Origin of the sequence: Novosphingobium sp. KACC 22771 (assembly GCF_028736195.1) — a bacterium.
Taxonomy (GTDB): Bacteria; Pseudomonadota; Alphaproteobacteria; order Sphingomonadales; family Sphingomonadaceae; genus Novosphingobium.
In genome coordinates this window covers 135,066-158,213 of sequence record NZ_CP117882.1, presented here as the reverse complement: position 1 = coordinate 158,213, position 23,148 = coordinate 135,066, and the positions used below count along the sequence as shown (strand labels likewise).

18 protein-coding genes are annotated in these 23,148 nt (G+C 64.2%); 8 read left to right on the top strand and 10 right to left on the bottom strand.

Translation table 11 applies throughout. The features are described 5' to 3' along the window. The first annotated feature begins 1 nt into the window (after position 1). Entirely contained in the window at positions 2–1,246 is a 1,245-nt protein-coding gene (locus tag PQ467_RS17750) for a serine hydrolase domain-containing protein (RefSeq protein ID WP_274176863.1), read from the top strand. On the opposite strand, the gene PQ467_RS17745 is transcribed toward PQ467_RS17750, so the two are convergent. Genes PQ467_RS17745 through PQ467_RS17730 form a run of 4 tightly spaced genes read right to left on the bottom strand, consistent with a single transcriptional unit; the run spans position 1,243 to position 5,565 of the window. Next, positions 1,243–2,220, bottom strand: a complete 978-nt coding sequence (locus PQ467_RS17745; RefSeq protein ID WP_274176862.1) for an alpha/beta fold hydrolase — start codon at positions 2,218–2,220, stop codon at positions 1,243–1,245. The two genes, PQ467_RS17750 and PQ467_RS17745, sit on opposite strands and share 4 nt — an antisense overlap. Further along, positions 2,217–3,446 carry an LLM class flavin-dependent oxidoreductase gene (locus PQ467_RS17740; protein ID WP_274176861.1) on the bottom strand — a complete coding sequence of 410 codons (1,230 nt, stop codon included), beginning with the start codon at positions 3,444–3,446 and terminating at the stop codon, positions 2,217–2,219. Before PQ467_RS17740 ends, PQ467_RS17745 begins: the two co-directional genes overlap by 4 nt. Further along, complete coding sequence (locus PQ467_RS17735; RefSeq protein WP_274176860.1) at positions 3,446–4,270, bottom strand: LLM class flavin-dependent oxidoreductase; 825 nt, start codon at positions 4,268–4,270, stop codon at positions 3,446–3,448. Before PQ467_RS17735 ends, PQ467_RS17740 begins: the two co-directional genes overlap by 1 nt. Next, positions 4,267–5,565, bottom strand: coding sequence for a M24 family metallopeptidase (locus PQ467_RS17730; RefSeq protein WP_274176859.1), 1,299 nt, complete (start codon positions 5,563–5,565; stop codon positions 4,267–4,269). Before PQ467_RS17730 ends, PQ467_RS17735 begins: the two co-directional genes overlap by 4 nt. Before the next feature lie 119 nt (positions 5,566–5,684). On the opposite strand from PQ467_RS17730, the gene PQ467_RS17725 reads away from it, so the two are divergent. Beyond that, positions 5,685–6,554, top strand: a complete 870-nt coding sequence (locus PQ467_RS17725) for an alpha/beta fold hydrolase (protein ID WP_274176858.1) — start codon at positions 5,685–5,687, stop codon at positions 6,552–6,554. Further along, on the top strand, positions 6,551–7,906 hold the full coding sequence (locus PQ467_RS17720) for an MFS transporter (protein ID WP_274176857.1): 1,356 nt from the start codon (positions 6,551–6,553) through the stop codon (positions 7,904–7,906). The genes PQ467_RS17725 and PQ467_RS17720 overlap by 4 nt, the downstream gene beginning before the upstream one ends. A 19-nt stretch (positions 7,907–7,925) precedes the next feature. Here PQ467_RS17720 and PQ467_RS17715 read toward each other — a convergent pair whose 3' ends face one another. Next, positions 7,926–9,131, bottom strand: coding sequence for an alpha/beta hydrolase (locus PQ467_RS17715; RefSeq protein WP_274176856.1), 1,206 nt, complete (start codon positions 9,129–9,131; stop codon positions 7,926–7,928). Between the two features lie 96 nt (positions 9,132–9,227). Next, positions 9,228–10,733, bottom strand: coding sequence for an aldehyde dehydrogenase family protein (locus tag PQ467_RS17710; RefSeq protein ID WP_274176855.1), 1,506 nt, complete (start codon positions 10,731–10,733; stop codon positions 9,228–9,230). Between the two features lie 262 nt (positions 10,734–10,995). On the opposite strand from PQ467_RS17710, the gene PQ467_RS17705 reads away from it, so the two are divergent. The 5 genes from PQ467_RS17705 (at position 10,996) to PQ467_RS17685 (ending at position 17,886) form a co-directional block, all read left to right on the top strand. Beyond that, positions 10,996–13,059, top strand: a complete 2,064-nt coding sequence (locus PQ467_RS17705; RefSeq protein WP_274176854.1) for a hydantoinase/oxoprolinase family protein — start codon at positions 10,996–10,998, stop codon at positions 13,057–13,059. 16 nt (positions 13,060–13,075) lie between these two features. Continuing rightward, entirely contained in the window at positions 13,076–14,938 is a 1,863-nt protein-coding gene (locus PQ467_RS17700; protein ID WP_274176853.1) for a hydantoinase B/oxoprolinase family protein, read from the top strand. A 62-nt stretch (positions 14,939–15,000) separates the two neighbouring features. Beyond that, a complete protein-coding gene (locus tag PQ467_RS17695) occupies positions 15,001–15,855 on the top strand; it encodes an isocitrate lyase/PEP mutase family protein (protein WP_168601490.1) in 855 nt (284 codons plus the stop codon). A 4-nt stretch (positions 15,856–15,859) separates the two neighbouring features. Next, complete coding sequence (locus PQ467_RS17690) at positions 15,860–16,978, top strand: zinc-binding dehydrogenase (protein WP_274176852.1); 1,119 nt, start codon at positions 15,860–15,862, stop codon at positions 16,976–16,978. Between the two features lie 113 nt (positions 16,979–17,091). Continuing rightward, on the top strand, positions 17,092–17,886 hold the full coding sequence (locus PQ467_RS17685; RefSeq protein ID WP_274176851.1) for an IclR family transcriptional regulator domain-containing protein: 795 nt from the start codon (positions 17,092–17,094) through the stop codon (positions 17,884–17,886). 36 nt (positions 17,887–17,922) lie between these two features. Here the strand turns inward: PQ467_RS17685 and PQ467_RS17680 are convergent, their stop codons facing one another. The 4 genes from PQ467_RS17680 to PQ467_RS17665 all read right to left on the bottom strand — a co-directional run bounded on the left by PQ467_RS17680 (position 17,923) and on the right by PQ467_RS17665 (position 23,067). Beyond that, a complete protein-coding gene (locus PQ467_RS17680; protein WP_274176850.1) occupies positions 17,923–19,425 on the bottom strand; it encodes an aldehyde dehydrogenase family protein in 1,503 nt (500 codons plus the stop codon). Next, on the bottom strand, positions 19,422–20,573 hold the full coding sequence (locus PQ467_RS17675) for an FAD-dependent monooxygenase (protein ID WP_274176849.1): 1,152 nt from the start codon (positions 20,571–20,573) through the stop codon (positions 19,422–19,424). Before PQ467_RS17675 ends, PQ467_RS17680 begins: the two co-directional genes overlap by 4 nt. After that, entirely contained in the window at positions 20,570–21,496 is a 927-nt protein-coding gene (locus tag PQ467_RS17670) for a polysaccharide deacetylase family protein (RefSeq protein WP_273619953.1), read from the bottom strand. Before PQ467_RS17670 ends, PQ467_RS17675 begins: the two co-directional genes overlap by 4 nt. 119 nt (positions 21,497–21,615) lie before the next feature. Continuing rightward, positions 21,616–23,067, bottom strand: a complete 1,452-nt coding sequence (locus PQ467_RS17665; RefSeq protein WP_274176848.1) for a flavin monoamine oxidase family protein — start codon at positions 23,065–23,067, stop codon at positions 21,616–21,618. Positions 23,068–23,148: the final 81 nt, after the last annotated feature.

Below are 23,148 nucleotides of genomic sequence, written 5' to 3'. Positions count from 1 at the left end.
TATGCGAAGTGCAAAGACGATCATGATGGCCGCGATGGTCGCATGTGTGGCCACTGGCGCGGTTGCCGGAACGGTTGAGGACGAAGCAGGCGGCGCGGTTGCCGGGGATGGCGCGGTTTATCAGCAGCGATTCGCGCAATTCCTGAAAGATCCGGGCAATTTCCCCTATGCGCCCATGGAAAAGCTGCCCGGTGCCGCGCTTTGGCAGCCGATGGTCCTGCGCCGAGATGCCGCGCTGGACCCCGCCGCTCTGGCCAAAGGCGATGCCTATGCCGCCGCGATGCGGTCAAGCGCGTTTCTGGTATGGCACAAGGGCGCGCTGATCCACAGTTGGTATGCGCCGGGCATGAACGCACAGACGCCCATGCTTTCCAAATCCTTGTCCAAGCCGATCACCGCGCTGGCGGTGGGCCGCGCTATTGCCATGGGGCGGATCAAGGGGCTTGATCAGCCGTTGAGCGAGATCATGCCCGAATTGAAGGGCACGCAAAAGGGCCGCATTCTCGTGCGCCATCTGCTCGACATGCGTTCGGGCATGCTGGATCAGGGGTTCAGCCCCGACCCGGCCCATCCGCTCAACACCGCCTATCTTTCCACCGAGCACGGGCGCGAGATCGTCGACCATTACCCGATGATCGCCGAACCGGGCACGCGTTATGCCTATGCCAATGCGCCCTCGGACATGGTTGCCATGGTGATCGAACGGGCCACCGGGCGGCGCTATGGCGAGTTTGTGGGGAGCGAGGTGCTGGCCAAAATCGGCGCGCCGGGCGGCACGATCTGGGTCGACCGCGAAGGGGGGCTCGCCCATTCGGGCTGCTGCACCTATCTGCCCGCCGAAACTTATCTGCGCATGGCCATGCTGCTTCATGCCGATGGCGTATGGGGTGGCAAACGCCTTTTGCCCAAGGGCTATACCGCAGAAATGCGCAAGGGCACGCCGCAGAATCCCAATTTCGGTTTGGGGATCTGGATCGGCCAGCCCTATCATCAAAGGCGCGGCTTTGGCGCCCCCGGCACGCTGGGCCCGCAAGTGCTGCACAGCGAGCCCTATATCGACCCCGATCTTTACTTGTTCGACGGCAATTCCAATCAGGTGGTCTATATCGCGCCCAAATATGACCTGATCGTGCTGCGCATCGGCGCCACCCCGCCCCCGCCTTCGGCACAAAATGCCTCGGGTGGGCAGGCGGAATGGGACAACGCCTATCTGCCCAATCTGTTGATCCGGGCGATCAAACCTTAACCCTTGCGCCGGGCCGCCGGTTTGCGCTGGCGGTCCAGAAAGGCTTTCAGGTCGCGGGTGAACAGCTTGGGGTTCTCCCACATGGGGAAATGCCCCAGCGTGGGATATTCGATATAGTCCACCTGCGCATTGGGAAAGCGTGCCCGCGACTCCGCCGCGCTCTGGCTGATCACCGTGTCATAGGTGCACCATTGCAGCAGCACCGGCACGGTGACGGCCTCGGTCTCGCGCTTGACGATGTCGGTTTTGAACAGTTCGACATTGGCGGCCAAGAGCGCGGCCTGATTGACATAGGCGCCGGGCAGATTGTCGGCATCAAAGATGCTATCCACCATCCAGTCCTGCGGCTCGAAACCGGGCGGAGTCGTATCCTTCAAAACCTCGCGGAAATAGGCATGGCTGCGCCATTGCGGGGTCTTGGCCTTCTGCTCGGCGACCAGTTCCATCATCCGCGTGCCGATCTTGCGGGTCTGGCTGGGCCGTTCGAGCGGCAGGATGGAAAAGGCCATGGCCGTTACGTGTCCCGGATAGGCCCGGTTATATTCCAGCGCGACATTGGCCCCGTTGCTGGTGGAAACCAGCGCGAAACGGTCATGGCCCAATTTGCGCATCAGACCATCCATCAGCTCTGCGGCGCGGGGCGTGGTGTAAACGCCCTTGGGGTCCGGCCCCGACAGACCATAGGGCGACCAGTCAAACCGCACCACGCGATAGTCGCGCGTCAGCAAGGGCACGACCAGATCCCATTCATGCAGGTTCACGATCGAACCATGCAGCAGAACGACGACCGGGGCACCTTTACGCCCTTCCTCGCGCACATGGATGGGCACGCCATCCACGGTGACAAAGCGCGAGGGCGCCGCCGCCCAGCGCGCCACCACGGCGGCGCGGTCGGTGTGGACATTGGGTGTTTCCGCCGCCGACGGGGCCGCCAGCGCCCCCGCCAGAACCAACCCCGCCAGCGCGCCGATCACGCCGCCATATCCGCAGGCCAGCGCGGCAGGCCCATGGTTTCGCGCAGCGTGCTGCCCGGATATTCGGTGCGCAGCGCGCCCGCGGCCTGGAGGATCGGCACCACTTCCTCGACAAAAATCTCCAGTTCGCCCGGCATATAGGCCGGTTGCAGCGTGAAGCCGTCGCAGGCCCCGGCCTCAATCCATTGGATCATCATGTTGGCCAGTTGCGAGGCCGTGCCGCGAAACACATTATGCCCGCGCGGCGTGCGCACATAGCCGGCCGCAAATTTGCCCAGCGAGAGCCCGATCGCCGCCGGCTTTTCCAGCACGCGGGCAATATCGGCCTTGGGCAGGATGGTTTGGGCCAGAATGGCCTCGACCGGGATCGGACCGTTCACATCAAACTGCGTCAAATCGCAAACCAGCGATTCAGAGAGATATTCGATGCAAAGCTTCTCATCGGCCAGATCGAGGATCGCCTGATCCTTGGCAATCGCGGCGGCCTCGGTGTCGGCAAGGATGAAGGAAAGGCCCGGCATGATCTTGACCGCGTCGGGATCGCGCCCGGCGGCAGCAACGCGCGCGCGCATGTCGTTGCGAAAGGCGATGCCGTCCTCCATCGTGGGGGCCGAACAGAAAATGGCCTCGGCAATGCTGGCGGCGAAATCGCGCCCGTCGGCCGATTGCCCGGCCTGAACAAACACCGGGCGCGCCTGGGGCGATGTGCCCAGTTCGGCATTGCGCTCGCGCCAGACCGCCTGCGCCTGCGCCACGGTTTGCGCCGCCATTTTATAACGCAGCGATTTTTCCGGGAGTTCGTCATCGCCGAAATTGGGCGCAGTGTCGGGATGCGCGGTGGTCACGATGTTCCATCCCGCACGTCCGCCGCTGATCCGGTCCATCGTGGCAAACCGCTCGGCCAGCCCCTCGGGCGACCAATAGGTGGTGGAAAGCGTGTTCACCAGCCCGACATGCTGCGTGACCGATGCAATGGCCGAGAGCAGCGCCATCGGGTCGAGCGTCGGCATGGCCAGATGTTCGGGCGCCCGGCCATGCACGCCGCGCGACTGCAACTGATCGCCGAACACGATGGCGTCAAACCGGCCCTTTTCGACCAGACGGCCAACCCGCGCATAATAGTCCATGGTGAACACGCCCGCCGGATCGGCGCCGGGGTGGCGCCACCCGCTGGGATAATGGCCGATGCCCTGAAGAAAGGCCCAAAGATGGATCGGACGGGGCATCAGGCAATCTCCTCATAAACGTTGCGCAGCGTCAGCGGCAGGCCCAGCCTCTCGCGCAGGGTGCCCTCGGCTGCACGCCCGCGGGTCAGCGCCGACAGGCTCTCGCCGATCCGGCCAAGTTCGGCCAGCGGATGGGCCAGATCGACATGCAACCCGTCAATCTCGCCCGCTTCAAACCGCGCCGCCATGGCGGCAACATCAATGTCGGGCTCCACGCGCAGAAGGCGGCGGGCGGCGGCGGGGAATGCCTGCCCCTCGGCCGCGATCACCACGTCGATGCCCGGCACCGCAAAAGGCGAGGCCGCATCGCAGACCAGCAGCGGATGGCCCTGCTTTGGCCGCATCGCATTGACCGGCCCGCGCACGGAATAATGTGTGCCGACATAATTGCTGGGGCGCACTTTGGTGGTGTCCAGATAGCGCCCGGCTTCCTTGTCGATGATCAGGCAATCCTCGTCCCAGCCATCCCACAATGCGCGGGTTGCCCGCACCATATCGGCCAGTTGCGCCGCGCTGCCCCCTTGCGCCACGGGCGCCCAGCCCAGCAACCCGCCCGACAGGAAATCAATCGCCGAAAGCGCGCGCGCCACATGAAAGGGATGCGCGATGCGGGTGGACACGAGAGGCACCACACCAAGGCGCGAAACGCGCGGCGCGGCCCAGGCGGCAATCACCTGCGGATCAAACGGCAGACTGTCGTGGCGGCCCAGCAGCAGCAGATCGACCCCGGCCGCCTCGGCGGCGGTCAGGATTTGCGCGGAGGTGGCAGGTTCGGCCAGCGCCGGATCACCGACACCGGCGGAAAGGATAAAGCTTCTGGTCATACGACAATCACCGCTGGAGGAGAGGAATGGATGGTTTCACAGCCATCGTCCGTGATGAGGACGAGGTCTTCGCAATGGGCCGAGCCGCCAAGGCCGGAATCGAGCACCGGGCAATCGACCGAAATCACCATGCCGGGGCGCAGTTCGATATCGGGCTTGCGCCAAAAGCCGCCTTGAAAGTCATTGGCGTCCTCGCCCGGCTCGTCCGTATGCGCAAGGCCGCAGGAATGCGGGCCAAAGCCGACCTGAACATCAAAGCCGCCGCGCTTCAGCGCGTCCTGGCCGATGCGCGTGATGTCGGAAAAGCGCAGGCCGGGACGCAGCGACTCGCGCACCGACTGCCAGGCGAAGGCGGCGGCATCGGCGGCATGGGCCGCCGCGCGGGTCGGTTCTCCGACAAAGACCGTGCGGGCAAAATCGCCGTGATAGTTCTGGAAATGGCTCACCGCGTCGAGGAACAGCGCCTGACCATCGGCAATGCGATGCGGGCTGGATTCCGAGGAGGAGCGGTCAACATTGAGGAACACGCCGGTATTGCCCCGCGCCGCCGTTTCGGCGCGAAAGAGTGCGTGGAGATCGCGATAGGACGCCCCGGCCCGCACGCCCTGCGCCACGGCCTGAAGCGCCTCGACATTGGCGCGGGCGGCGCGGCGCATCAGCGCGATTTCCAGCGGCGATTTGATCAGGCGGATCTCGCGCATGGCATTGTCGGCCGCGATGCTGTCGCCCTCATGCCCATGGCGCGCCAGAACGCCCGCGATCAAGGGATCATCCCAGCCGATCCGCCGCCCCCACGCACCCATCTCGCGCAGCGCCGCCACCAGCGCCCCGCCCGCGTTGCGATAGGCGGCCCGGTGCCTCAACGCTGCCGAACTGATGGCAAAACGGTGCATTTCCATCGCCGACAAAGGCGCCCGCCCGCGATCCGGGCACAGCGGAAATTCGCCGTTCTGCCCCAGATCATCGCCATCGCTCAGATCATCGTACAAAAACGCCTCGACCGGCCCGCGCCCGTCGGCATAAGTGTAGAAATGCAGAAACCGGCTGGTCACCAGCACCGGCCGTTCCATATGCCGGCGCGAAAGGATGGCAAAGGTTCCGGCAGGCTGGCCCATCCGCGTCCGCCCGATCTGGGGCCAATGGCCCAGCGCGTGGAACACATTGACCGGCTGGGCGCAGACCAGCGCGTCCAGATCCCAGCGCTCCATCACGGCAAAGGCTTCGGACAGATTGATCGGCCCGGCGGCGTTCAGCCCGTCCAGCAAGGCATCATCGGAGGCGATAGGGTGCGACATGGACCGAATTGACCATGCCCTGCCGCCTTTCGCCCCCCGACAAAGGGGTTCTATCCGCCTGCTGGATAAGGTCAGGATGCGACAAGTGCGTAGGCCATGGCGGGTTAGCTTCGTTTCCCATGAGCCTGATCAATCCCCCCGTCATCACCCCGCCCGATATCACGCGCGCCTTCGTCACCGTTGAGGAAGGACAGATCCACCTGCGCCGGATGGAAGGAAGCGGCACGCCGCTGCTGCTGCTCCATGCCTCGCCCGCATCGGGATGGTTCAGCCAGCCCCTGATGCGCGCGCTGCGGGCGGCGGGCCATGACGGGCCGATCCTGGCCCCCGACACGCTGGGCAACGGCGACAGCGCCGCGCCCGCGCCCGACCATCCCGACATCGCCTATTTCGCAGGCTCGATGGTACGGATGCTCGACGCTCTGGGGATCGACAAGGTGGATGTTTACGGCACTCACACCGGCGCCCGCATCGCCTGCGAGATGGCGGCGGGCCATCCCGAGCGGGTGCGCCGCGTGGTGCTGGACGGCATCACCGAATATGATGATGCCCTGCGCGAGGCGGTGATCGAGAATTACGCGCCGCGCGTTGAACCGGACGCCTATGGTCGCCATCTGATCTGGGCGTTCAATTTCTGCCGTGATCAGGCGCTCTTCTTTCCCCATTTCATGCAGGATGCAGCCCATCGCCTGTCCGTGCCGATGCCGCCACCCGACATCCTGCACCGCGTCACGCTGGATGTGCTCAAATCATGGGACACCTATTCCAAGCCCTATATCGCGGCCTTTGAATATCGCGCCTTTGAACGGATGGCCTGCATTGCCGCGCCTGCGCTCTTGCTGAAACCCGAAACCGAGCTGGCGCTGCTCAATGCCTCGGTGGCGCGGGCGCTCGAAATCCTCTCGGACGGGCGCGCCGCCGCCCTGCCGCCGGGCGATGCGGCCAAGGCCGCCGCCATCCATGGCTTTCTCAATGGAGACGAGGCATGAGCGCGTCCCTTCCTATCAAAACCTGTCTTGGCTTTGGCATCGGCACGGTGGGCGTGTCGATCATGCTCAATGCCGTCACCGCCTATTACCCCGCCTTCATGACCACGGTACTGGGCCAATCGCCCGAAATCGCGGGCTATCTGATGATGGGGGCCAAGCTCTATGACGCGGTGGTTGATATGATCATCGGTTCGATGAGCGACAAAAGCCGCAGCAAATGGGGTCGCCGCCGTCCGTTCATGCTGATCGGCGCTATCCTTTCGGCCGCCTCGTTCCTGATGCTGTTTGCGCCTCCGGCCATGGGTCAGACCGCGCTGATTGCCTATATGATCGCCGCGCAGATCATCTATTCAACCGCTTATTCCCTCTTTGCCGTGCCCTATATGGCGCTGCCCGCCGAATTGACCGACGGCTTTGCCGAACGCACGCGGCTGCTCTCCTTCCGCACGGTATTCGTTTCGATCGGCCAGATGCTGGCAACGGCGGGCACGGCGGCAATCATCAAGGCGGGCGGCGCAGGCGGCCCGGCCTATGCCACGATGGGGCTGGTGATGGCGCTGGTGATCTTTGGCGCGATGACGGCCACGGTGCTCTCCGTTCCGGCGACCCATGCCGAGGAAGCCCACGCCGACGCCCCGCCCCCGCTGTCGCTGCCGCGCCAGATTGCGCTGATGACGCGCAACCGGCCCTACATGCTGCTGCTGGGGGCCAAGGTTTTTCAGTTCCTCGCCTTTGCAAGCATGGGGTCTTGCGGCCTGCTGTTCCTGCTCAACGTGCTGGGCATGGGCTATGGCGGCCAGATCCTGCTGACCTCGATCCAGAACATCGCCACCGCGCTGTCCATGCCGCTGTGGGTGTGGAGCGGCAAGAAAGTGGGCAAGCGGGTCACCTATCTGATCGGCGTTTTCATCTTTTGCGCCACGGCCCTGAGCTGGCTGGCCACGCCCCACGCGCCGGGCAACAGCGAACTCATCGTGCGCGGGATCTTCTCCGGTCTGGGGTCAGGGGCGCTGATCCTGATGTCGATCTCGATGCTGGGCGATACGATGGTCTATGACCGCGTCATCACCGGCATGGGGCGCGAGGGCCTGCTCTCCTCCACCGCGGCCGTGCTGGAAAAGGCCAGCTTTGCGCTGGGCGTGGCGGTGCTGGGCATTTTCCTGCGCGCGGCGCATTATATTCCCACGTTCGGCGGCAAGCTGGTGCCCCAGCCTGAAAGCGCCATCTTTGCCTTGACGATGGGCTATGCGGTGATCCCGGCCGCGATGTTCCTGATCAATGCGGTGTTTCTTTATCTCTATGATCTGGACGAAGGCAAATTGGCCGCCGCGCGCGCAGGCGCGGCGGCCTAAGGCGCCAGTGTGAACAGGCCTATTTGAACAGGCGGGGCGCGAAATCGGCAAGATAGTCGCGCCAGTTCATCCAGGTGTGCCCGCCCTCGCTCTCGTGATAGACATGGGCAATGCCGAAACGGTCAAACACCGCGCGGGTGGGCTCGACCGAGGCATAAAGGAAATCCTCCTTGCCCATCGCGAAATAGACCAGACGCATGGCGCGTCCGGCCTGTTTGAGCGAGGCGGCATTTTCGGTGGCATATTCCTCGATGCGCTTGGGATCGACGCCGGTCTGGCTGCCGATGCCCACGCCCATTGAGAAGATGCCGATCCAGTGGAAAGTGCCGGGGCGGGTCAGCCCTTCGCGGATCGTGTGCGAACCGCCCATCGACAGACCCGCCATGGCCCGCGCATCGGCGGTCGGCGTGGTGCGATAGGTGCGGTCGATCAGGGGGATCAGGTCGCGGGTCAGATCATCGCCGAAATCATGCGCGTGGAAATCAATCGCGCGGGCCGCGTCGGGCGTATGGCCATCGGGCATGACCACGATCATCGGCTTGACCTTGCCCGCCGCGATCAGGCGGTCAAGGATCTGGTTCGCATGGCCGATCCCGGTCCAGCTTTCATCATTATCGCCCGCGCCATGGACCAGATAGAGCACCGGATAGCGCTGATTGCCGCCCTTTTCATAGCCGGGCGGAGTATAGACATGCGCCCGCCGCCGCGCCTTCAACGAGGCCGACCAGTAATCCAGGCTGGCCACCGCGCCATGGGGCAGGTTTGCGTCCCAGGCCTGAAACTGGCTGCCGGGCACTTCCAGCACCGCCTCTATGCCATAGCGGGTGCGTGAGAATACCTGCGCATAGGGATCGGCGGTGCGAACCCCATCGACGCGGAAGGCATAGCGATAGGGGCCGGGTTTGAACGGTTTGGCCGTGGTGCCGCTCCACAATCCGGTATCGTCGCGGGTCAGCACAAGCCCTTGCGGCGTGCCCACCGGAAAGCCCATCGGGATCACCTCGCCCGCGTCCGAACTGGTGGCCAGCACTTCATGGGCCAGCGGCGCGCAGAGGCGGAACGTCACCCGGCCATCAGGAAGCACCTCGAAGGATTGCACCGGCGGGGCCTGCGGGGTGAACCATGGTTTCTGACAGGATGTGCCCTGCGCCATCGCGGGCGAGGCTGCGGCACACAGCAGAATGGGCAACAGACGACGGAACGGCTTGGGTTTTCGGGCCCGCATGGAAATTCTCCCTTTCGACTGGAAAGGGAAAGCTGGCGGGGCAGGGCATATTCACAACGCCCCGCCCCGCCCTGTCCGCCCAGCGGGCAGATCAGATCAGACAACCGCGCAGACGGTCTTCCATTCAAGGTAATTGTCCATCGCCTGCTTGCCGGAATCGCGGCCCCAACCCGAGGCCTTGACCCCGCCGATGGCCAGCGCAGCGTCATACATCGCATGGCAATTGATCCACACGGTTCCGGCGCGAATGTCGCTGCTCATGCGATGGGCATGGCTCAGGCTCTCGGTCCACACGCTGGCGGCAAGGCCGTATTCGCTGGCATTGGCCGCCGCGATCACTTCCTCGACATCGTCAAAGGCCTGCGCCACCAGAACCGGGCCGAAGACCTCCTCGCGCACGATTTCGAAGTCAGGCTTGACGTCGACCACCACGGTCGGGGCGATGAAGGTGCCTGCCTCGCCGCTGCGTTCGCCGCCCGCCAGCATGGTCGCGCCCTGCGCCTTGGCGCGGGTCAGGAAGCCTTCGACGCGCTCGGCATGGCGGGCCGATACCACCGGGCCCATCTGGGTGTCGGGCAACAGGCCGTGGCCCATCTTGATGCTCTTGGCATAATTGGCGACGCCCTCGACCACCTGATCATGGATCGAGCGGTGGACATAAAGACGGCTGCCCGCGATGCAGACCTGACCCGCATTGAAGAAGATCGCATTGGCCACGCCCGGAGTCGCCAGATCGAGATCGGCGTCCGGCATCACGATCGAGGGCGATTTGCCGCCAAGCTCCAGCGTCACGCGCTTGAAATTAGTCTTGGCCGCGTCCAGAATGGCCCGGCCCGTGGCGGTCGAGCCGGTAAAGGCCACCTTGTCCACGCCGGGATGGTTGGCCAGCGCCGCGCCGGTCTCGCTGCCCAGCCCGGTCACGACATTGAGCACGCCTGCAGGCACGCCCGCCTCCGCCATCAGCTCAGCCAGACGCAGCGCGGTCAGGCTGGTGTCCTCGGCCGGTTTCAGCACGATGGTGCAGCCCGCCGCCAGCGCCGGGGCCAGCTTCATCGCGGTCAGCACCAGCGGCGAATTCCACGGCACAATGGCCGCCACCACGCCGACGGCTTCGCGCACAGTCCAGCTGCGCATCTGCTTGCCTGCGGGCTGATAATTGATCGAGCTTTCGATCGTGTTGCCCTCGATGGTCATCGCCTGCCCCGCAAAGAAGCGGAACTGGTTGACGGCACCCGGAATTTCGGCCCAGCGGCCGACATAGAGCGGCTTGCCCTGATCGAGCGTTTCCAGCTCGGCCAGCTCGTCAATATGGGCTTCGATGAGGTCCGCGATCTTCCAGAGGATGCGCGCACGCTCAACCGGCACGGTGGCGCGCCATGCGGGCAGCGCGGCGCGGGCGGCTTCAACAGCGGCCTCGACATCGGCGGTGCTGGCCGCGGCGATTTCGGCGGTCTGCGTTCCGGTGGCCGGGTCCACTGTGGGCAGCGTGCGCCCGCCTTCGGCCTTTTGCCAGCGCCCTGCGATAAACAGGCCCTCGCCCGCGCCGCGCCGGGCCAGAAATTCGCGCGAATCGCTGCGCAGCGTGTTCAGATCAAGGGCCATCGATACTTTCTCCATAATTGGCGCGTCCGCCTTGACGCCAAACCTGCCCATGGCCCGCCGGAATGACCACTGGGCGAGGGTAAAAATTCGCTTGGCGGATAGTCCGTGCCCAACGCCGAGCCAAGCGCGGCGATTGCGTTACGCCTTATGCACATTGGCGCTGACATTTATGTCATAGCATTATATCATTTGGATCCGGCCCGTCACGGCATTCCCGCCCGAATCAGGCCGGCGCAAGAAACCAAAGGAAGCCGGGGAAAATATGACCTACCGATTGGGTGTAGACGTTGGAGGGACCTTCACCGACCTCCTGCTTTTCGATCAGACCAGCGGCAAATTCTGGCGCCACAAGACGCCTTCGACGCCGCATGACAGCTCGGAAGGCATTCTGAACGGCGTGACCGCGATTTGCGAGAAGGCCGGGATCAGCCCTTCGGATGTCGAATTCTTCCTGCACGGGACGACGGTGGCCACCAACGCCGTGCTGGAAGGCAAGGGCGCGCGCGTGGGCCTGATCACCACGCAGGGCTATCGCCAGGTGATGCAGATCGCGCGCAGCTTTGTGCCGGGCGGTCTGGCAGGCTGGATCGTGTGGCCCAAGCCCGAGCCGCTGGCCGCGCTGCAGGACACGGTGGAAATCGCCGGACGCATGGATGCCGATGGCAACGAAATCAGCCCCATCGACGACGATGAAATCCGCGCCTCGCTGACCGCCCTGCGCGATGCCGGCGTTCAGGCGCTGACCGTCAGCCTCGTCAATGCCTACCTGAACGGCGCGCATGAAAAGCGCGTGGGCGAACTGGCCGCCGAGATCATGCCGGAAATCCCGGTTTCGCTTTCTCATGAAGTCCTGCCCGAAATGCAGGAATATGAGCGCACGCTGACCACCGTTGCCAATGCCAGCGTGCGCCCGGTGATGCGCCGCTATATCCGCAACCTGCGCGACAAGCTGCGCGGCGCGGGCATGGCCGGATCGCTCTCGCTGCTGCGTTCGGACGGCGGTCTGATGTCGTCGGAAAAGTCGGAAGAGCATCCCGTTTCGTTGCTGATGTCGGGCCCGGCCGGCGGCGTGACCGGCGCGATCTGGGTCGGCAAGAATTCGGGCATCAAGAACATCCTGACGCTGGACGTGGGCGGCACCTCGACCGACGTGGCGCTGATCGAAGGGCTTGAAGCCCGCCGCCAGCGCGACACCGAAGTGGGCCACCTCAAGGTGCGCGCTTCGGCGCTGGACGTGAAGACCGTGGGTGCGGGCGGCGGCTCGATCGCCTATGTGCCCGAACTGACCAAAGCGCTGCGCGTGGGTCCGCAATCGGCGGGCGCCGTGCCCGGCCCGGTGGCCTACCAGAAGGGCGGCACGCTGCCTACCGTGACGGACGCCAATGTGGTGCTGGGCTATCTGCCCGAAAACCTGCTGGGCGGCACGTTCCAGTTGGACCGCGAAGGCGCCAAGAAGGCGGTGCAGACCATCGCCGACGCGCTGGGCATCGGGTTGATGGAGGCCGCGCGCGGCATTATCGACATCGTCAACGAAAACATGTTCGGCGCGCTGCGCATGATCTCGGTGCAGCAGGGCTATGACCCGCGCGACTTTGCGCTGATGGGCTTTGGCGGCGCGGGTCCGCTCCATGTCAACGCGGTGGCCCGCCTGACGGGTTCCTGGCCTGCGGTTTCGCCTGTTTCGCCGGGCGTGCTGTGCGCTCTGGGCGATGCCACCACGCGGATGCGCACGGAAACGGCGCGCTCCTTCTCCAAGCGCGTGGCCGACACCGCCGAAGAGGACGTGATCGCCGTTCTCGACGAAATGGCGCGCCAGACCCGCGCCGAACTGCTGGCCGAAGGCATTGCCGAGGCCGACATCACCAGCCTGTTCGAACTGGACGTGCGCTATGAAGGCCAGGCCTTTGAAGTGCCGCTCTCGATCGACCCGGAAACGCTGCGCCGCGACGGCCTCAAGGCGGTGACCGGCCGCTTCGATGCGGAACACCTGCGTCTCTTCACCTTCAACATGGATTCGGCCCATGAGCTGGTGAACCTGCGCGCGGTTGCCGTGGGTCCGGCGCTTGATCTGCCCGCGCCCAAGTTGCCCCAGTCGGACGGCAATCTGGACCGCGCCAAGATCCGCGATCATGAATTGTGGGCCGACGGCGCGATGGTCCCGGCCGCGATCTATGACCGCGCGCTGCTGCAGGCGGGCGATGTCATCCCCGGCCCGGCCATCGTCGTCGAAATGGACTCGACCACGCTGATCGAGGCGGGCTGCAACGGCACCGTCGATCACGTCGGCAACATCCTCATCAACCCCGACCTCGTCAAGCAAGCCTGAGAAGGAGGCAAGACCCATGCCCGCACAGATCATTCAGGCCAATGAAACGCCTTTTGCCACCGTGCCCGTTGATCCGGTCACGCTGGACATCATCGAAAACGCCCTGCGCAACGCCCGTATCGAAATGGACGCCACGCTGGTGCGCACCGCCATGTCGCCCGGCATCCGCGAACAGGGCGACGCCTTCCCGCTGATCGCCGACTATCAGGGCCGCATGATCGTGGGCCAGTTCGGCAGCTATATCGGCCCCTTCCTCGAAGGGTTTGACGGCACGGTTGAAGAGGGCGACCTGATCTTCCTGTCCGACCCCTATTCGGTGGGCGGGGCGATCTCGCACTGCAACGACTGGCTGGTGCTGCTGCCCGTGTTCAAAGACGGGCGCCTGATCGCCTATACCTCGATGTTCGGCCATCAGAGCGACATCGGCGGCATGGTCCCCGGCTCGATGCCGATCCATGCCACCTCGATCTTTCAGGAAGGCGTGCGCATCCCGCCCGTCAAGATCTGGAAGAAGGGCGTCTATAACGAAGACCTGATCAAGCTGGTCATGCATCAGAGCCGCACGGCCGACTGGTGCAAGGCGGACCTTAACGCGCTGATCGCAAGCTGCCGCGTGGCCGCCGCCCGCGTGGTGGAAATGGCCGAGCGCTTTGGCGACGACATGTTCACCTCGGCCACCGACCTGCTGCTTGAGCGCAATTACCGCGCGATGAAGCATCTGATCGAGACCTCGATCGGCGAGGACAAGGTCAGCTTCGAGGACTATATCTGCGACGACGGCATGGGGTTTGGCCCGTACAAGATCAAGTGCACGATGTGGCGCGAAAACGGCCGCGTGGTGCTGGATTTTGACGGCACCGATCCCCAGTCGCAGGCCTCGATCAACATGCTGCTCAACGAGAACATGATGCGCATGTTCTTCGGCATCTATATGATCATGGTCTTCGATCCGCAGATCCTGTTCAACGACGGTTATTACGACCTCATTGACGTGCGCATCCCCGAAGGCTCGTTGCTCAAGCCCAAGTTCCCCGCCGCGCTGTCGGGCCGTACCCACGTCCTGGGCCGCCTGTTCGACATTCTTGGCGGTCTGCTGGGCCAGAAGACACCGGAATTCCTCAACGCTGCCGGTTTCTCGTCCTCGCCCCACCTGTTCTATGCGGGCACGGACAAGGCGGGCAAGTGGTTCCAGTTGTTCCAGATCGGCTTTGGCGGCATTCCGGGTCGCCCGATGGGCGACGGGCCGGACGGGCATTCGCTCTTCCCCGGCTTCACCAACGTGCCCAACGAATTCCTCGAACGCTACTTCCCGCTGATCATCGAGCGTTATGAAACGGTGGCCGACTCGGGCGGCGCCGGTCTGCATCGCGGCGGCAACGGCATCGACATGGTCTATCGCTTCCTTGAGGACGGCGTGATCGCCATCCATGACGACCGCTGGTTCGTGCCGCCCTGGGGCGTGAACGGCGGCGAACCGGGCGCCCGCGCGCGCAAGGTTCTGGTCAAGAAGGACGGCACCGAGATCGTTGTCGGCAACAAGCTGGAGGATTATCCGGTGGAAGCCGGGGATCGCCTGCACTTCATCACCTGGGGCGGCGGCGGCTGGGGCGACCCGCTGGATCGCGATCCCGCGTTGCTGGCCAAGGAACTGGCGCAGGGGCTGGTGACCGAAAAGGGCGCGCTGCGTTATGGCGTAGTGCTGGTCGATGGTGCGGTCGATGAGGCCGCCACCGAGGCTCTGCGCGCCAAAATGCGCGCCGAGCGCGGCCCGATCGAAACCTTCAACTTTGGCCCGGATCTGGAAACGCTGCGGGCGAATTGTCTGGCCGAAACCGGCCTGCCCGCGCCGCAGGCGCCCAAGTGGGCCACCATTGCCTAATCTATTCCGGCCCCGGCAGCGCATAGCTTCCGGGGCCGATCTACCATTGCAGGAAGAACAAAATGGCTAATCCTATCCTTCGCCAAAAGCTGGAAAGCGGCAAATTCTTTGTCGTGCCCGGCATTCAGGACATGATCACCGCCGCCATCGCCAACAAGGTGGGCTTCGACATCGTCTATGGCACCGGCTACTGGCTGACGGCCAGCGCCTGGGGCCTGCCGGACGCCGGCATCGCCACCTATACCGAAATGCTCAACCGCATGACCACGCTGGTGCGCACCAGCAACAGCGCGGTGATCGCCGATGGCGACACCGGCTATGGCGGGCTGCTCAACGTGCATCACACCGTCAAGGGCTATGAAGCCGCAGGCGTCACCTGCATCCAGCTCGAAGACCAGGAATTCCCCAAGAAGTGCGGGCACACGCCCTTCCGCCGCTGCATCCCGGTCGAGGATATGGTCGACAAGATCAAGGTCGCCGTCGCCGCGCGCGAGAGCGAGGACTTCCTCATCATCGCCCGCAGCGACGCGCGCCAGAGCGAAGGCTTTGACGCGCTGATGCGCCGCATGGAGGCCTATGACAAGGCCGGCGCCCATGTAATCTTCCCCGAAGCGCTGGAAAGCGAAGAGGAAATGGCCAAGGCCTGCTCGCTGTTTGAAAAGCCGGTGATGGCCAATATGGCCAATGGCGGCTCGACCCCGATCCCCAACGCCAGCGTTCTGGAAGAGATCGGCTATGCCTATGCCATCTATCCCTCGCTGACCTCGCTGGTGGCGGCCACGGCCATGGAAAAGTGCCTGCGCGATCTCAAGGATCACGGCATTGGCGAGCCCGAAGGCATTTTCAACTTCAAGGAATTCTGCGGCCTGATCGGCTTTAACGAAGTCTGGGATTTTGAAAAGAAGTGGGCGAAGTAAGACCATGAGCCAGACCATTACCGCCGCTGTGCTGCATCAGAGCGGCAATAACCCCGCCCCCTATGGCACCGGCAAGCCGCTGGATGTGAAATCGGTCGAACTGGCCGATCCGCTGCCCGGCGAATTGCTGGTGCGGATTGATGCGGCGGGCCTGTGCCACTCGGACCTGTCGGTCATCAACGGGGACCGCCCCCGCCCGATGCCGATGGCGCTGGGGCATGAGGCAGCGGCGACGGTGGTGGCGCTGGGCGACCCGAACGAGCGCGACATTGCCGTAGGCGACCGGGTGGTGCTGGTGTTCCTGCCCTCCTGCGGCCAATGCGTCGCGTGTCAATCGGGCGAGGGCTACCTCTGCCCCAATGGTGCGGCCGCCAACGGGCGGGGCGAATTGATGCGCGGGGGCCATCGCCTGTCGTGTGATGGCGCGCATGTCCATCACCATCTGGGCGTCTCGGCCTTTGCCAGCCATGCCGTGGTGGACCGGCGCAGCGTGGTCAAGGTGGACGCCGACATTCCGGCCGAAACCGCCGCGCTGTTCGGCTGCGCGGTGTTGACCGGGGTGGGTGCGGTGATGAACACCGCGGCGGTGCGCCCCGGTGAGAGCGTGCTGATCTACGGCCTTGGCGGGGTGGGTCTGGCCGCGCTTCTGGGCGCTTTGGCGTCGGGTGCGCAGCCGGTCTATGCTGTCGACCCCAGCGCGGAAAAACGTGCACTGGCGCTGGAACTGGGCGCGGCGGGCGCCTTTGCGCCGGGCGATGAAGAGGCCGCGCGCGGGGCCGATGTCGTGGTTGAAACCGTGGGCAAGGCCGCCGTGCTGGCCACCGCCTATCAGGCGGCGCGGCGCGGCGGGCGAATCGTGACGGTCGGTCTGCCCAACCCTTCCGAGTCGCTCTCCATCAACGCGCTCAGTCTGGTGGCCGACGGCAAGACGCTGATGGGCAGCTATATGGGTTCCTCGATCCCTTCGCGCGATATCCCGCGCTATATCGCCTTGTGGCGCGCAGGGCGCCTGCCGGTGGAAAAGCTGCTGACCTCGATCAGCCCGCTGTCCGAAATCAACAGCTTGATGGACAAATTGGCCAGCGGCGCGGCCATTCGCCAGGTGGTCATTCCGGGGGCGTAAATGGATATACGCCAGACTGCGTATCCGCCTGTCGGATAAACTGGCGTCGATTTCGGAAAAATGACAATCTCCTGACACTCTTGCGACACAAGAGTTTCACGGGAGAAACGGTCATGGAAAAGGGTGTTCCCATTCGGTCGATCACGCGGTCAATCGCCGCGCTGAAAGCCATCAATCGCCACGGCTCGCTTTCGATGATGGAAATCGCGAAGGCGAGTCAGGTCCCCTATCCCACCGCCTGCCGCATCGTGCAGACGCTGTTGTATGAAGGCCTGATCGAGCAGGAGCCGGCCCGTAAGCGTTACCGCGCCACCGCGCTGGTGCAAACGCTGGCCACCGGGTTTCAGCATGACGATGAACTGGTGCGTATCGCGCGGCCCCATATCGTGGCGCTGACGCGGCGGGTGGGCTGGCCGGTGTCGGTGGCGATCCGGGTAGGCCGCGACATGATGCTGCGCGATTCCACCCATGCCAATTCCTCGCTGACTTTCGAACATTACTACCCCGGCTTCACCCTGCCCATTCTGGACAGCGCCTCGGGCAAGGTGTCGATGGCCTTTGCCGATGACGAGGATCGCGAGATGATCCTGCGCTTCATGCGCGTGTCGCAGGATATCGACCTCAACTATCTGGCCACCGCCGAGGTCGGCCTTGATGTCGAACGCATCCGCACCGAAGGCTATGCGGTGCAGGGGCGCAATCACCACAATCTGACGCCGGGCAAAACCTCGTCCATCGCGGTGCCGGTGTTCCGCAACGGCCATTTCGAGGCGGCGATCACGCTGGCGTTTTTCGTCGCCGCGATGAAGCTATCGACCGCGCTCGAACGCTATCTGGATGATCTGAAGGCCACCGCTGCGGCGATCAGCCACGATCTGTCCAATGGCGCGCCCGTAGGCAGCGCCTAAAGCAAAAGGGGCGGGAATGAACCCGCCCCTTTCCGATTACAGCCGGGCCGTAACGGCCTTTGTTTCGAGATAGGCGTCCAGCCCTTCCCGGCCAAATTCACGGCCCCAGCCCGATTGGCCAAAGCCGCCAAACGGGATGTTGGTGCCCACCGCGCCATGGCAATTGATCGAGACATGGCCCGCGCGGATGCGCTTGACCATGCGGTGCGCGGTGGACAGATCGCTGGTCCACACGCTGCCCGACAGGCCGAAGGGCGTGTCATTGGCAAGATCGGCAATCTCGTCCAGATCAGTGGTGGCGAATTTCTGCACCGCCATGACCGGGCCAAAGATTTCATCGCGCACGATCGACATATCGGGACGGCAATCGGCAAAGATTGTGGGCGGGATGAAATTGCCGGGACGATCCAGCTTTTCCCCGCCGCAGACCAGCGTGGCGCCCGCCGCCTTGCCAGCCTCGATATAGGACATCACCTTGGCGCTGTGCGCGTCGGAAATCATCGGCCCCTGCATTGTGGCCGGGCCCAGCCCGTGGCCCAGCTTCATACCCGCAGCAAAGGCCGCCACGCCCTCGACCAGCGCGTCATGGATCGACTCATGCGCAAAGATGCGCGTGCCCGCCATGCAGTTCTGGCCCTGAAGGAAGAAAGTGGCCAGCGCGACGCCCGGCACGGCCAGCGCCAGATCGGCGTCCGGCATCACCACGACAGGCGATTTGCCGCCCAGTTCGAGGCTGACCTTTTTGAGGTTGCCAAGCGCTGCCTGCACGATCTTCTTGCCGGTCACGGTCGATCCGGTGAAGCTGATCTTGTCCACGCCAAGATGCTCGGCCAGCGCCGCGCCGCAATCCCCGCCAAAACCATTGACGATATTGACGACGCCTGCCGGGAACCCGGCATCCAGAATCATCTGCCCCAGCGCCAGCACCGAAAGCGGGGTTTCCTCGCTGGGCTTCATCACCACGGTGCAGCCCGCCGCCAGCGCAGGCGCCAGCTTCAGGATCGCGGTGGACAGCGGCACATTCCACGGCACGATCAGCCCGGCCACGCCCACCGGTTCACGCAGAGTATAGGTCAGCGCCTCGGTCTCGGCGGCAATATGGCGCGGCGGGGCGGTGGTGGTGCCCTCGATCCGCATCACGGCGCCCGCGTAATAATCGATCATTTCGACGCAATTGGCCGTGGTGAGGCCCGCGATGAAACCGGGCATGCCGTTATCGACAATGTCCAGCTCGGTCAAAAGCTGCGCATTGGCCTCCATGATCCGGGCAAGGCGGAACAGGATGGCGGTGCGGTCCGAAACCGTCATCCGCCCCCATGCGCCATGAAAGGCGCGGCGGGCGGCGGCCACGGCCGCATCCACCTCGGCCGCTCCGCCGGTGGCGAAACGGGCCAGTTCAAGGCCGGTGGCCGGGTCGCGGGTGACATGCTCGCCGCTGCCGTCAACCCATGCGCCGTCGATCAGCAACCGATGCTGTTGGCCCAGAAAGGCGGCGGTTTCGGGCGCGATGGCGTGGCCGTCAAAGGGGAGAACGTTCATACTTCCACCTTGCGCGGATCATACAGGAACAGGCCGAGCGATTCCTCGTCCTTCATGCCTTCAAGGCCGAAGAAATCGGTGTTCTGCCCCTGCATACGGTCGGCATTGGCATTCGATTCCTGCTGGATGAAGGTGGCGCGTTCGTGGCGCGCCTTTTCATAGCGGGCAAGGCCCTCGGCAGCGGAATCCGAGGCGGCCAGCGCGCGGGCCAGCACCACCGCATCCTCGATCCCGCAGGCCGCGCCATGGCCCAAGAACGGCGTCATCGCATGGGCCGCATCGCCGATCAGCGTGACATTGCCGTCCAAAATCCAGCTCGGCATCGGCTTGCGCGCATTGATCGCCCATTTGAACAGCGGCTGTGCCATCGCGGCCTTCAGCAGGCGCTGCGCATCCTCGCACCAATGGCCATAGATCGCCTGCAACTCATCGGGGTCGGCAGGTGTGGTCCAGCCTTCCTGATTCCAGCCTTCCTGCCGGGCGAAGAACACGAAATTCATCACCTTCGAACCGCGCACATTATAGCGGTTCATCATCGCGCCGGGGCCGATGATGATGCCGGGGAAGTCGGAAAGATCCTGTATCTCAGGCGTCACCGGTACAAGGCAGCGCCAGGCGACATGGCCGGTAAAATGCGGGGCATCGTCACCAAAGCGCTGGCGGATGACGCTTTTGACGCCATCGGCACCGACCAGCACATCGGCGCTGAACTGCCGCCCGTCGGCCAGCGTCACGGTGGTTCCCTCGCTGGAAACCACCTGCGCCCCGGCGATCATTTCCACCCCGGCACGCTCTGCTGCGCGGGTCATCACCCCGTGCAGATCGGCGCGATGAACCGTGATGTAGGGCGCGCCATATTTCTCCCGCTGGGTCGAGCGGTCAAACGCCACCAGCGTGCGCCCATCCTGCCAGTGCTGGATGCGCTGGCGGGTGGGCTCGACGGCAACGGCGGCGGCTTCCTCGCAAATGCCGATGAAATCCAGCCCCTTCATCGCGTTGGGCGTCAGGGTGAGGCCCGCGCCGATCTCGCCAAACTGGGGCGCGGATTCGAGCAGCGTAACCTTGAAACCCTGCTGGGCCAGCGCGGCCGAGGCGGTCATACCCGCCACGCCGCCGCCAACGATCAGGATAGTCTGCGGCTTGCTCACTTTGCACCGCCGTCAAGCTGGCCAGGAATGTGCGATTCGTGGTTTTCCAGATACCATTCCGCGATTTCCTCGCGGGTGGCCCACCATACGCCGGGCAGGCTCTTGGCGTGTTCGATGAATTCGCGCAGCGCACGCACGCGATGGGCGCGGCCCGACACATGCGGGTGGAGGCCCACATTCATGATCCGCCCGGTCTTGGCGCCCTCGGCATAAAGCACGTCGAGTTCCTCGATCAGCGCGTCGCGGAACTGGTCGGTGGTGAAATTCTTGCGGGTGATGAAGGTGAAATCGTTGATTTCGTTTGAATAGGGAACCGAGACAATCGGGCCATTCGGAGTCTTCAGCAAATAGGGCTGATCGTCATTCATGATGTCGCAGTAGAATTTGCAGCCATATTCGGCCAGAATATCAGCCGTCTGCATCGTCCCGCGCAGCGAGGACGACAGCCATCCCTTCGACTTGCGGCCGGTGTATTTCTCGAACTGGTCAAGGCTGCGCAGAATGATGTCGCGCTCCTTTTCCGGCTGATGCGCAAAGGAGGTCAGCAATTCGCCCTGCTCCCAATTGTGCGTCAGCAATTCCCAGCCGCGTTCGAGGCAGGCGTCCGTCATCGCCTTGCGCCGTTCAAACGTCACCGCGTTGGTGGTGCAGCTTGCCTTGACGCCCAGTTCGTCGAACAGGTCATAGAGGCGCCAGATGCCCACCCGCTGGCCATATTCGCGCCAGGTGAAATTGGGGAAATCGGGCGTATTGGCAGGCAGCGAATCCGGCAGGATCGCCGGGCCGCCCGCATAATAGGGCTTGTCGCTGTCCTTGGTCAGATCCCACGTCTCAAGGTTGAAGGTCAGGATCAGCGCCACCCGCGCGCCATTCGGCCACTTCAGGGGCTGGCGGGCGGGAAGGGGAATGTAATCATAGTCCATGAGACGTTACTCGCTTGGCAAAATATGGTGCGACACAAACATTATTGAGCCTCCGCGCCCATCGGCAAGGGCTGAGTCTCCGCAATGCGAACAAATGCTCATCAGGCCGCCGATGACCCTCAGGCCGAAAGCACCTCAAGCACGACACGCTCGGAGGATTCCAGCGCGCCTTCCAATCCGCGCGCGCCGGTTGCGGTATGCTCGCCGCAGAAATGCAGGCGGCCCGCCGGCTTGCCGATCTCGGTCATCACGCCGGCCACCTGTCCGGGGCTGAAATAGGCCCAGTCGCCCTGGTTGAACCTTTCGCCGATCCAGCTGAAATAGGCCGCACCGTGCAGCTTGCCCTTGGTCGAGGGGCGGATCGCCTCGATCCCGGCGATGATCGTGGCCAGGGCGGCTTCCTTGCCCATTGCGTCCCAGTAATGGGCCATCGCGCCGCGCGCCTGCACGGTAAAGCCGGTGATTTCTTCCGGCGTCGAGCCAAAGCGCTGGGGCGTCACCACGCCGGTCACGCCGTCGGTCCACATGCCAGGGGCCTGTTTGTCCTCTTCCCAGAACGGAGCGGTGGCGGTCAGGAAAGCGATGGAGAGCGGCTGATAAGGCATGGTGGCCACAGCGCGGGCCTGAACCCCCGACAGGCCCGGCATGACATGCACATGGCGCAGGGTCGAGAAAGGCAGCGAAGAGATCACCCGGCCCGCCGTATGCACCGAACCATCGGCGCAGGTGACCGTGGCATTGGTCGGCGTGGTCTCGATCGCCACCACTTCCTTGCCCAGCAGCAGGTCGCCTTTCAACTGCTTGGCCATGGCCATGGGCAGGTTGATATTGCCGCCCTTGACCGCCAGCGACTTGATCCCCGCCGCGATCTGCGCCTTTACGAAGCCATCATTATATTCCAGCATCAGCGCCGAAACGTCATAGGCATTGGTGCCGTAATACGGCGAAACGTCATTGGCCAGATGGATCGCCTGATCCGACAGGCCCTGCGCCTTGAGCCATTCGTAGAGCGAGATGTCGAGGGGGGCATTGGCCGCGTCCGCCCACTGGCTCCAGTCTTTCAGCCGCGTGTTCTTGGCCATCAGGGTGTTGACCAGTTCGGCGGGCATCATCGACTTCATCGCATCGGGGAAAGGATTGCCCGGATGCCTGGCCCATTCCTCGCGGCTCAACAGCTTGCCATTGATATACAGCCCCGGCGCGCCGCCGATGCGATAGCGCGCGCCCACTTCCTCCAGCGCCACGCCCGCGCGCGCCGCCGCGTCAATGCCGCGCCCATAGCCTTCGGCCATGGAATTGAAGCCCATTTCGGGATAGCCGGGCTGATCCATCAGCGTCATGATGCGGCCGCCAACCCGCTGGCGCCCTTCCAGCACGGTGACCTTCAACCCCTGCTGTTCGAGCAGCCATGCGGTGTTGAGCCCCGAAATCCCGGCGCCCAGCACAATCACATCGGTGCTGCGCGGGGCCGGCTTCGCCGCCTTGGCCGCCGCCCGCGCCAGGGCGGGCGAGGCCGCAAACAGGCCCGTCATGCCAAGGCCAAAGGTAAATCCGCGCCGGTCAACGCCCATCTTCAAACTCCAAGAATAGCTTGGGGCAAATAGCACACGCCCCCCGCCCGCCTGTCGATCCACCCCCGGCTCATCACCACC

Bases quoted from the DNA above. Each gene is read 5' to 3' on its own strand.
- PQ467_RS17750 (WP_274176863.1), top strand. From the start codon at position 2: ATGCGAAGTGCAAAGACGATCATGATGGCCGCGATGGTCGCATGTGTG.
- PQ467_RS17740 (WP_274176861.1), bottom strand. From the start codon at position 3,446: ATGCCCCGTCCGATCCATCTTTGGGCCTTTCTTCAGGGCATCGGCCAT.
- PQ467_RS17735 (WP_274176860.1), bottom strand. From the start codon at position 4,270: ATGACCAGAAGCTTTATCCTTTCCGCCGGTGTCGGTGATCCGGCGCTG.
- PQ467_RS17730 (WP_274176859.1), bottom strand. From the start codon at position 5,565: ATGTCGCACCCTATCGCCTCCGATGATGCCTTGCTGGACGGGCTGAAC.
- PQ467_RS17725 (WP_274176858.1), top strand. From the start codon at position 5,685: ATGAGCCTGATCAATCCCCCCGTCATCACCCCGCCCGATATCACGCGC.
- PQ467_RS17720 (WP_274176857.1), top strand. From the start codon at position 6,551: ATGAGCGCGTCCCTTCCTATCAAAACCTGTCTTGGCTTTGGCATCGGC.
- PQ467_RS17715 (WP_274176856.1), bottom strand. From the start codon at position 9,131: ATGCGGGCCCGAAAACCCAAGCCGTTCCGTCGTCTGTTGCCCATTCTG.
- PQ467_RS17710 (WP_274176855.1), bottom strand. From the start codon at position 10,733: ATGGCCCTTGATCTGAACACGCTGCGCAGCGATTCGCGCGAATTTCTG.
- PQ467_RS17705 (WP_274176854.1), top strand. From the start codon at position 10,996: ATGACCTACCGATTGGGTGTAGACGTTGGAGGGACCTTCACCGACCTC.
- PQ467_RS17700 (WP_274176853.1), top strand. From the start codon at position 13,076: ATGCCCGCACAGATCATTCAGGCCAATGAAACGCCTTTTGCCACCGTG.
- PQ467_RS17695 (WP_168601490.1), top strand. From the start codon at position 15,001: ATGGCTAATCCTATCCTTCGCCAAAAGCTGGAAAGCGGCAAATTCTTT.
- PQ467_RS17690 (WP_274176852.1), top strand. From the start codon at position 15,860: ATGAGCCAGACCATTACCGCCGCTGTGCTGCATCAGAGCGGCAATAAC.
- PQ467_RS17685 (WP_274176851.1), top strand. From the start codon at position 17,092: ATGGAAAAGGGTGTTCCCATTCGGTCGATCACGCGGTCAATCGCCGCG.
- PQ467_RS17680 (WP_274176850.1), bottom strand. From the start codon at position 19,425: ATGAACGTTCTCCCCTTTGACGGCCACGCCATCGCGCCCGAAACCGCC.
- PQ467_RS17670 (WP_273619953.1), bottom strand. From the start codon at position 21,496: ATGGACTATGATTACATTCCCCTTCCCGCCCGCCAGCCCCTGAAGTGG.
- PQ467_RS17665 (WP_274176848.1), bottom strand. From the start codon at position 23,067: ATGGGCGTTGACCGGCGCGGATTTACCTTTGGCCTTGGCATGACGGGC.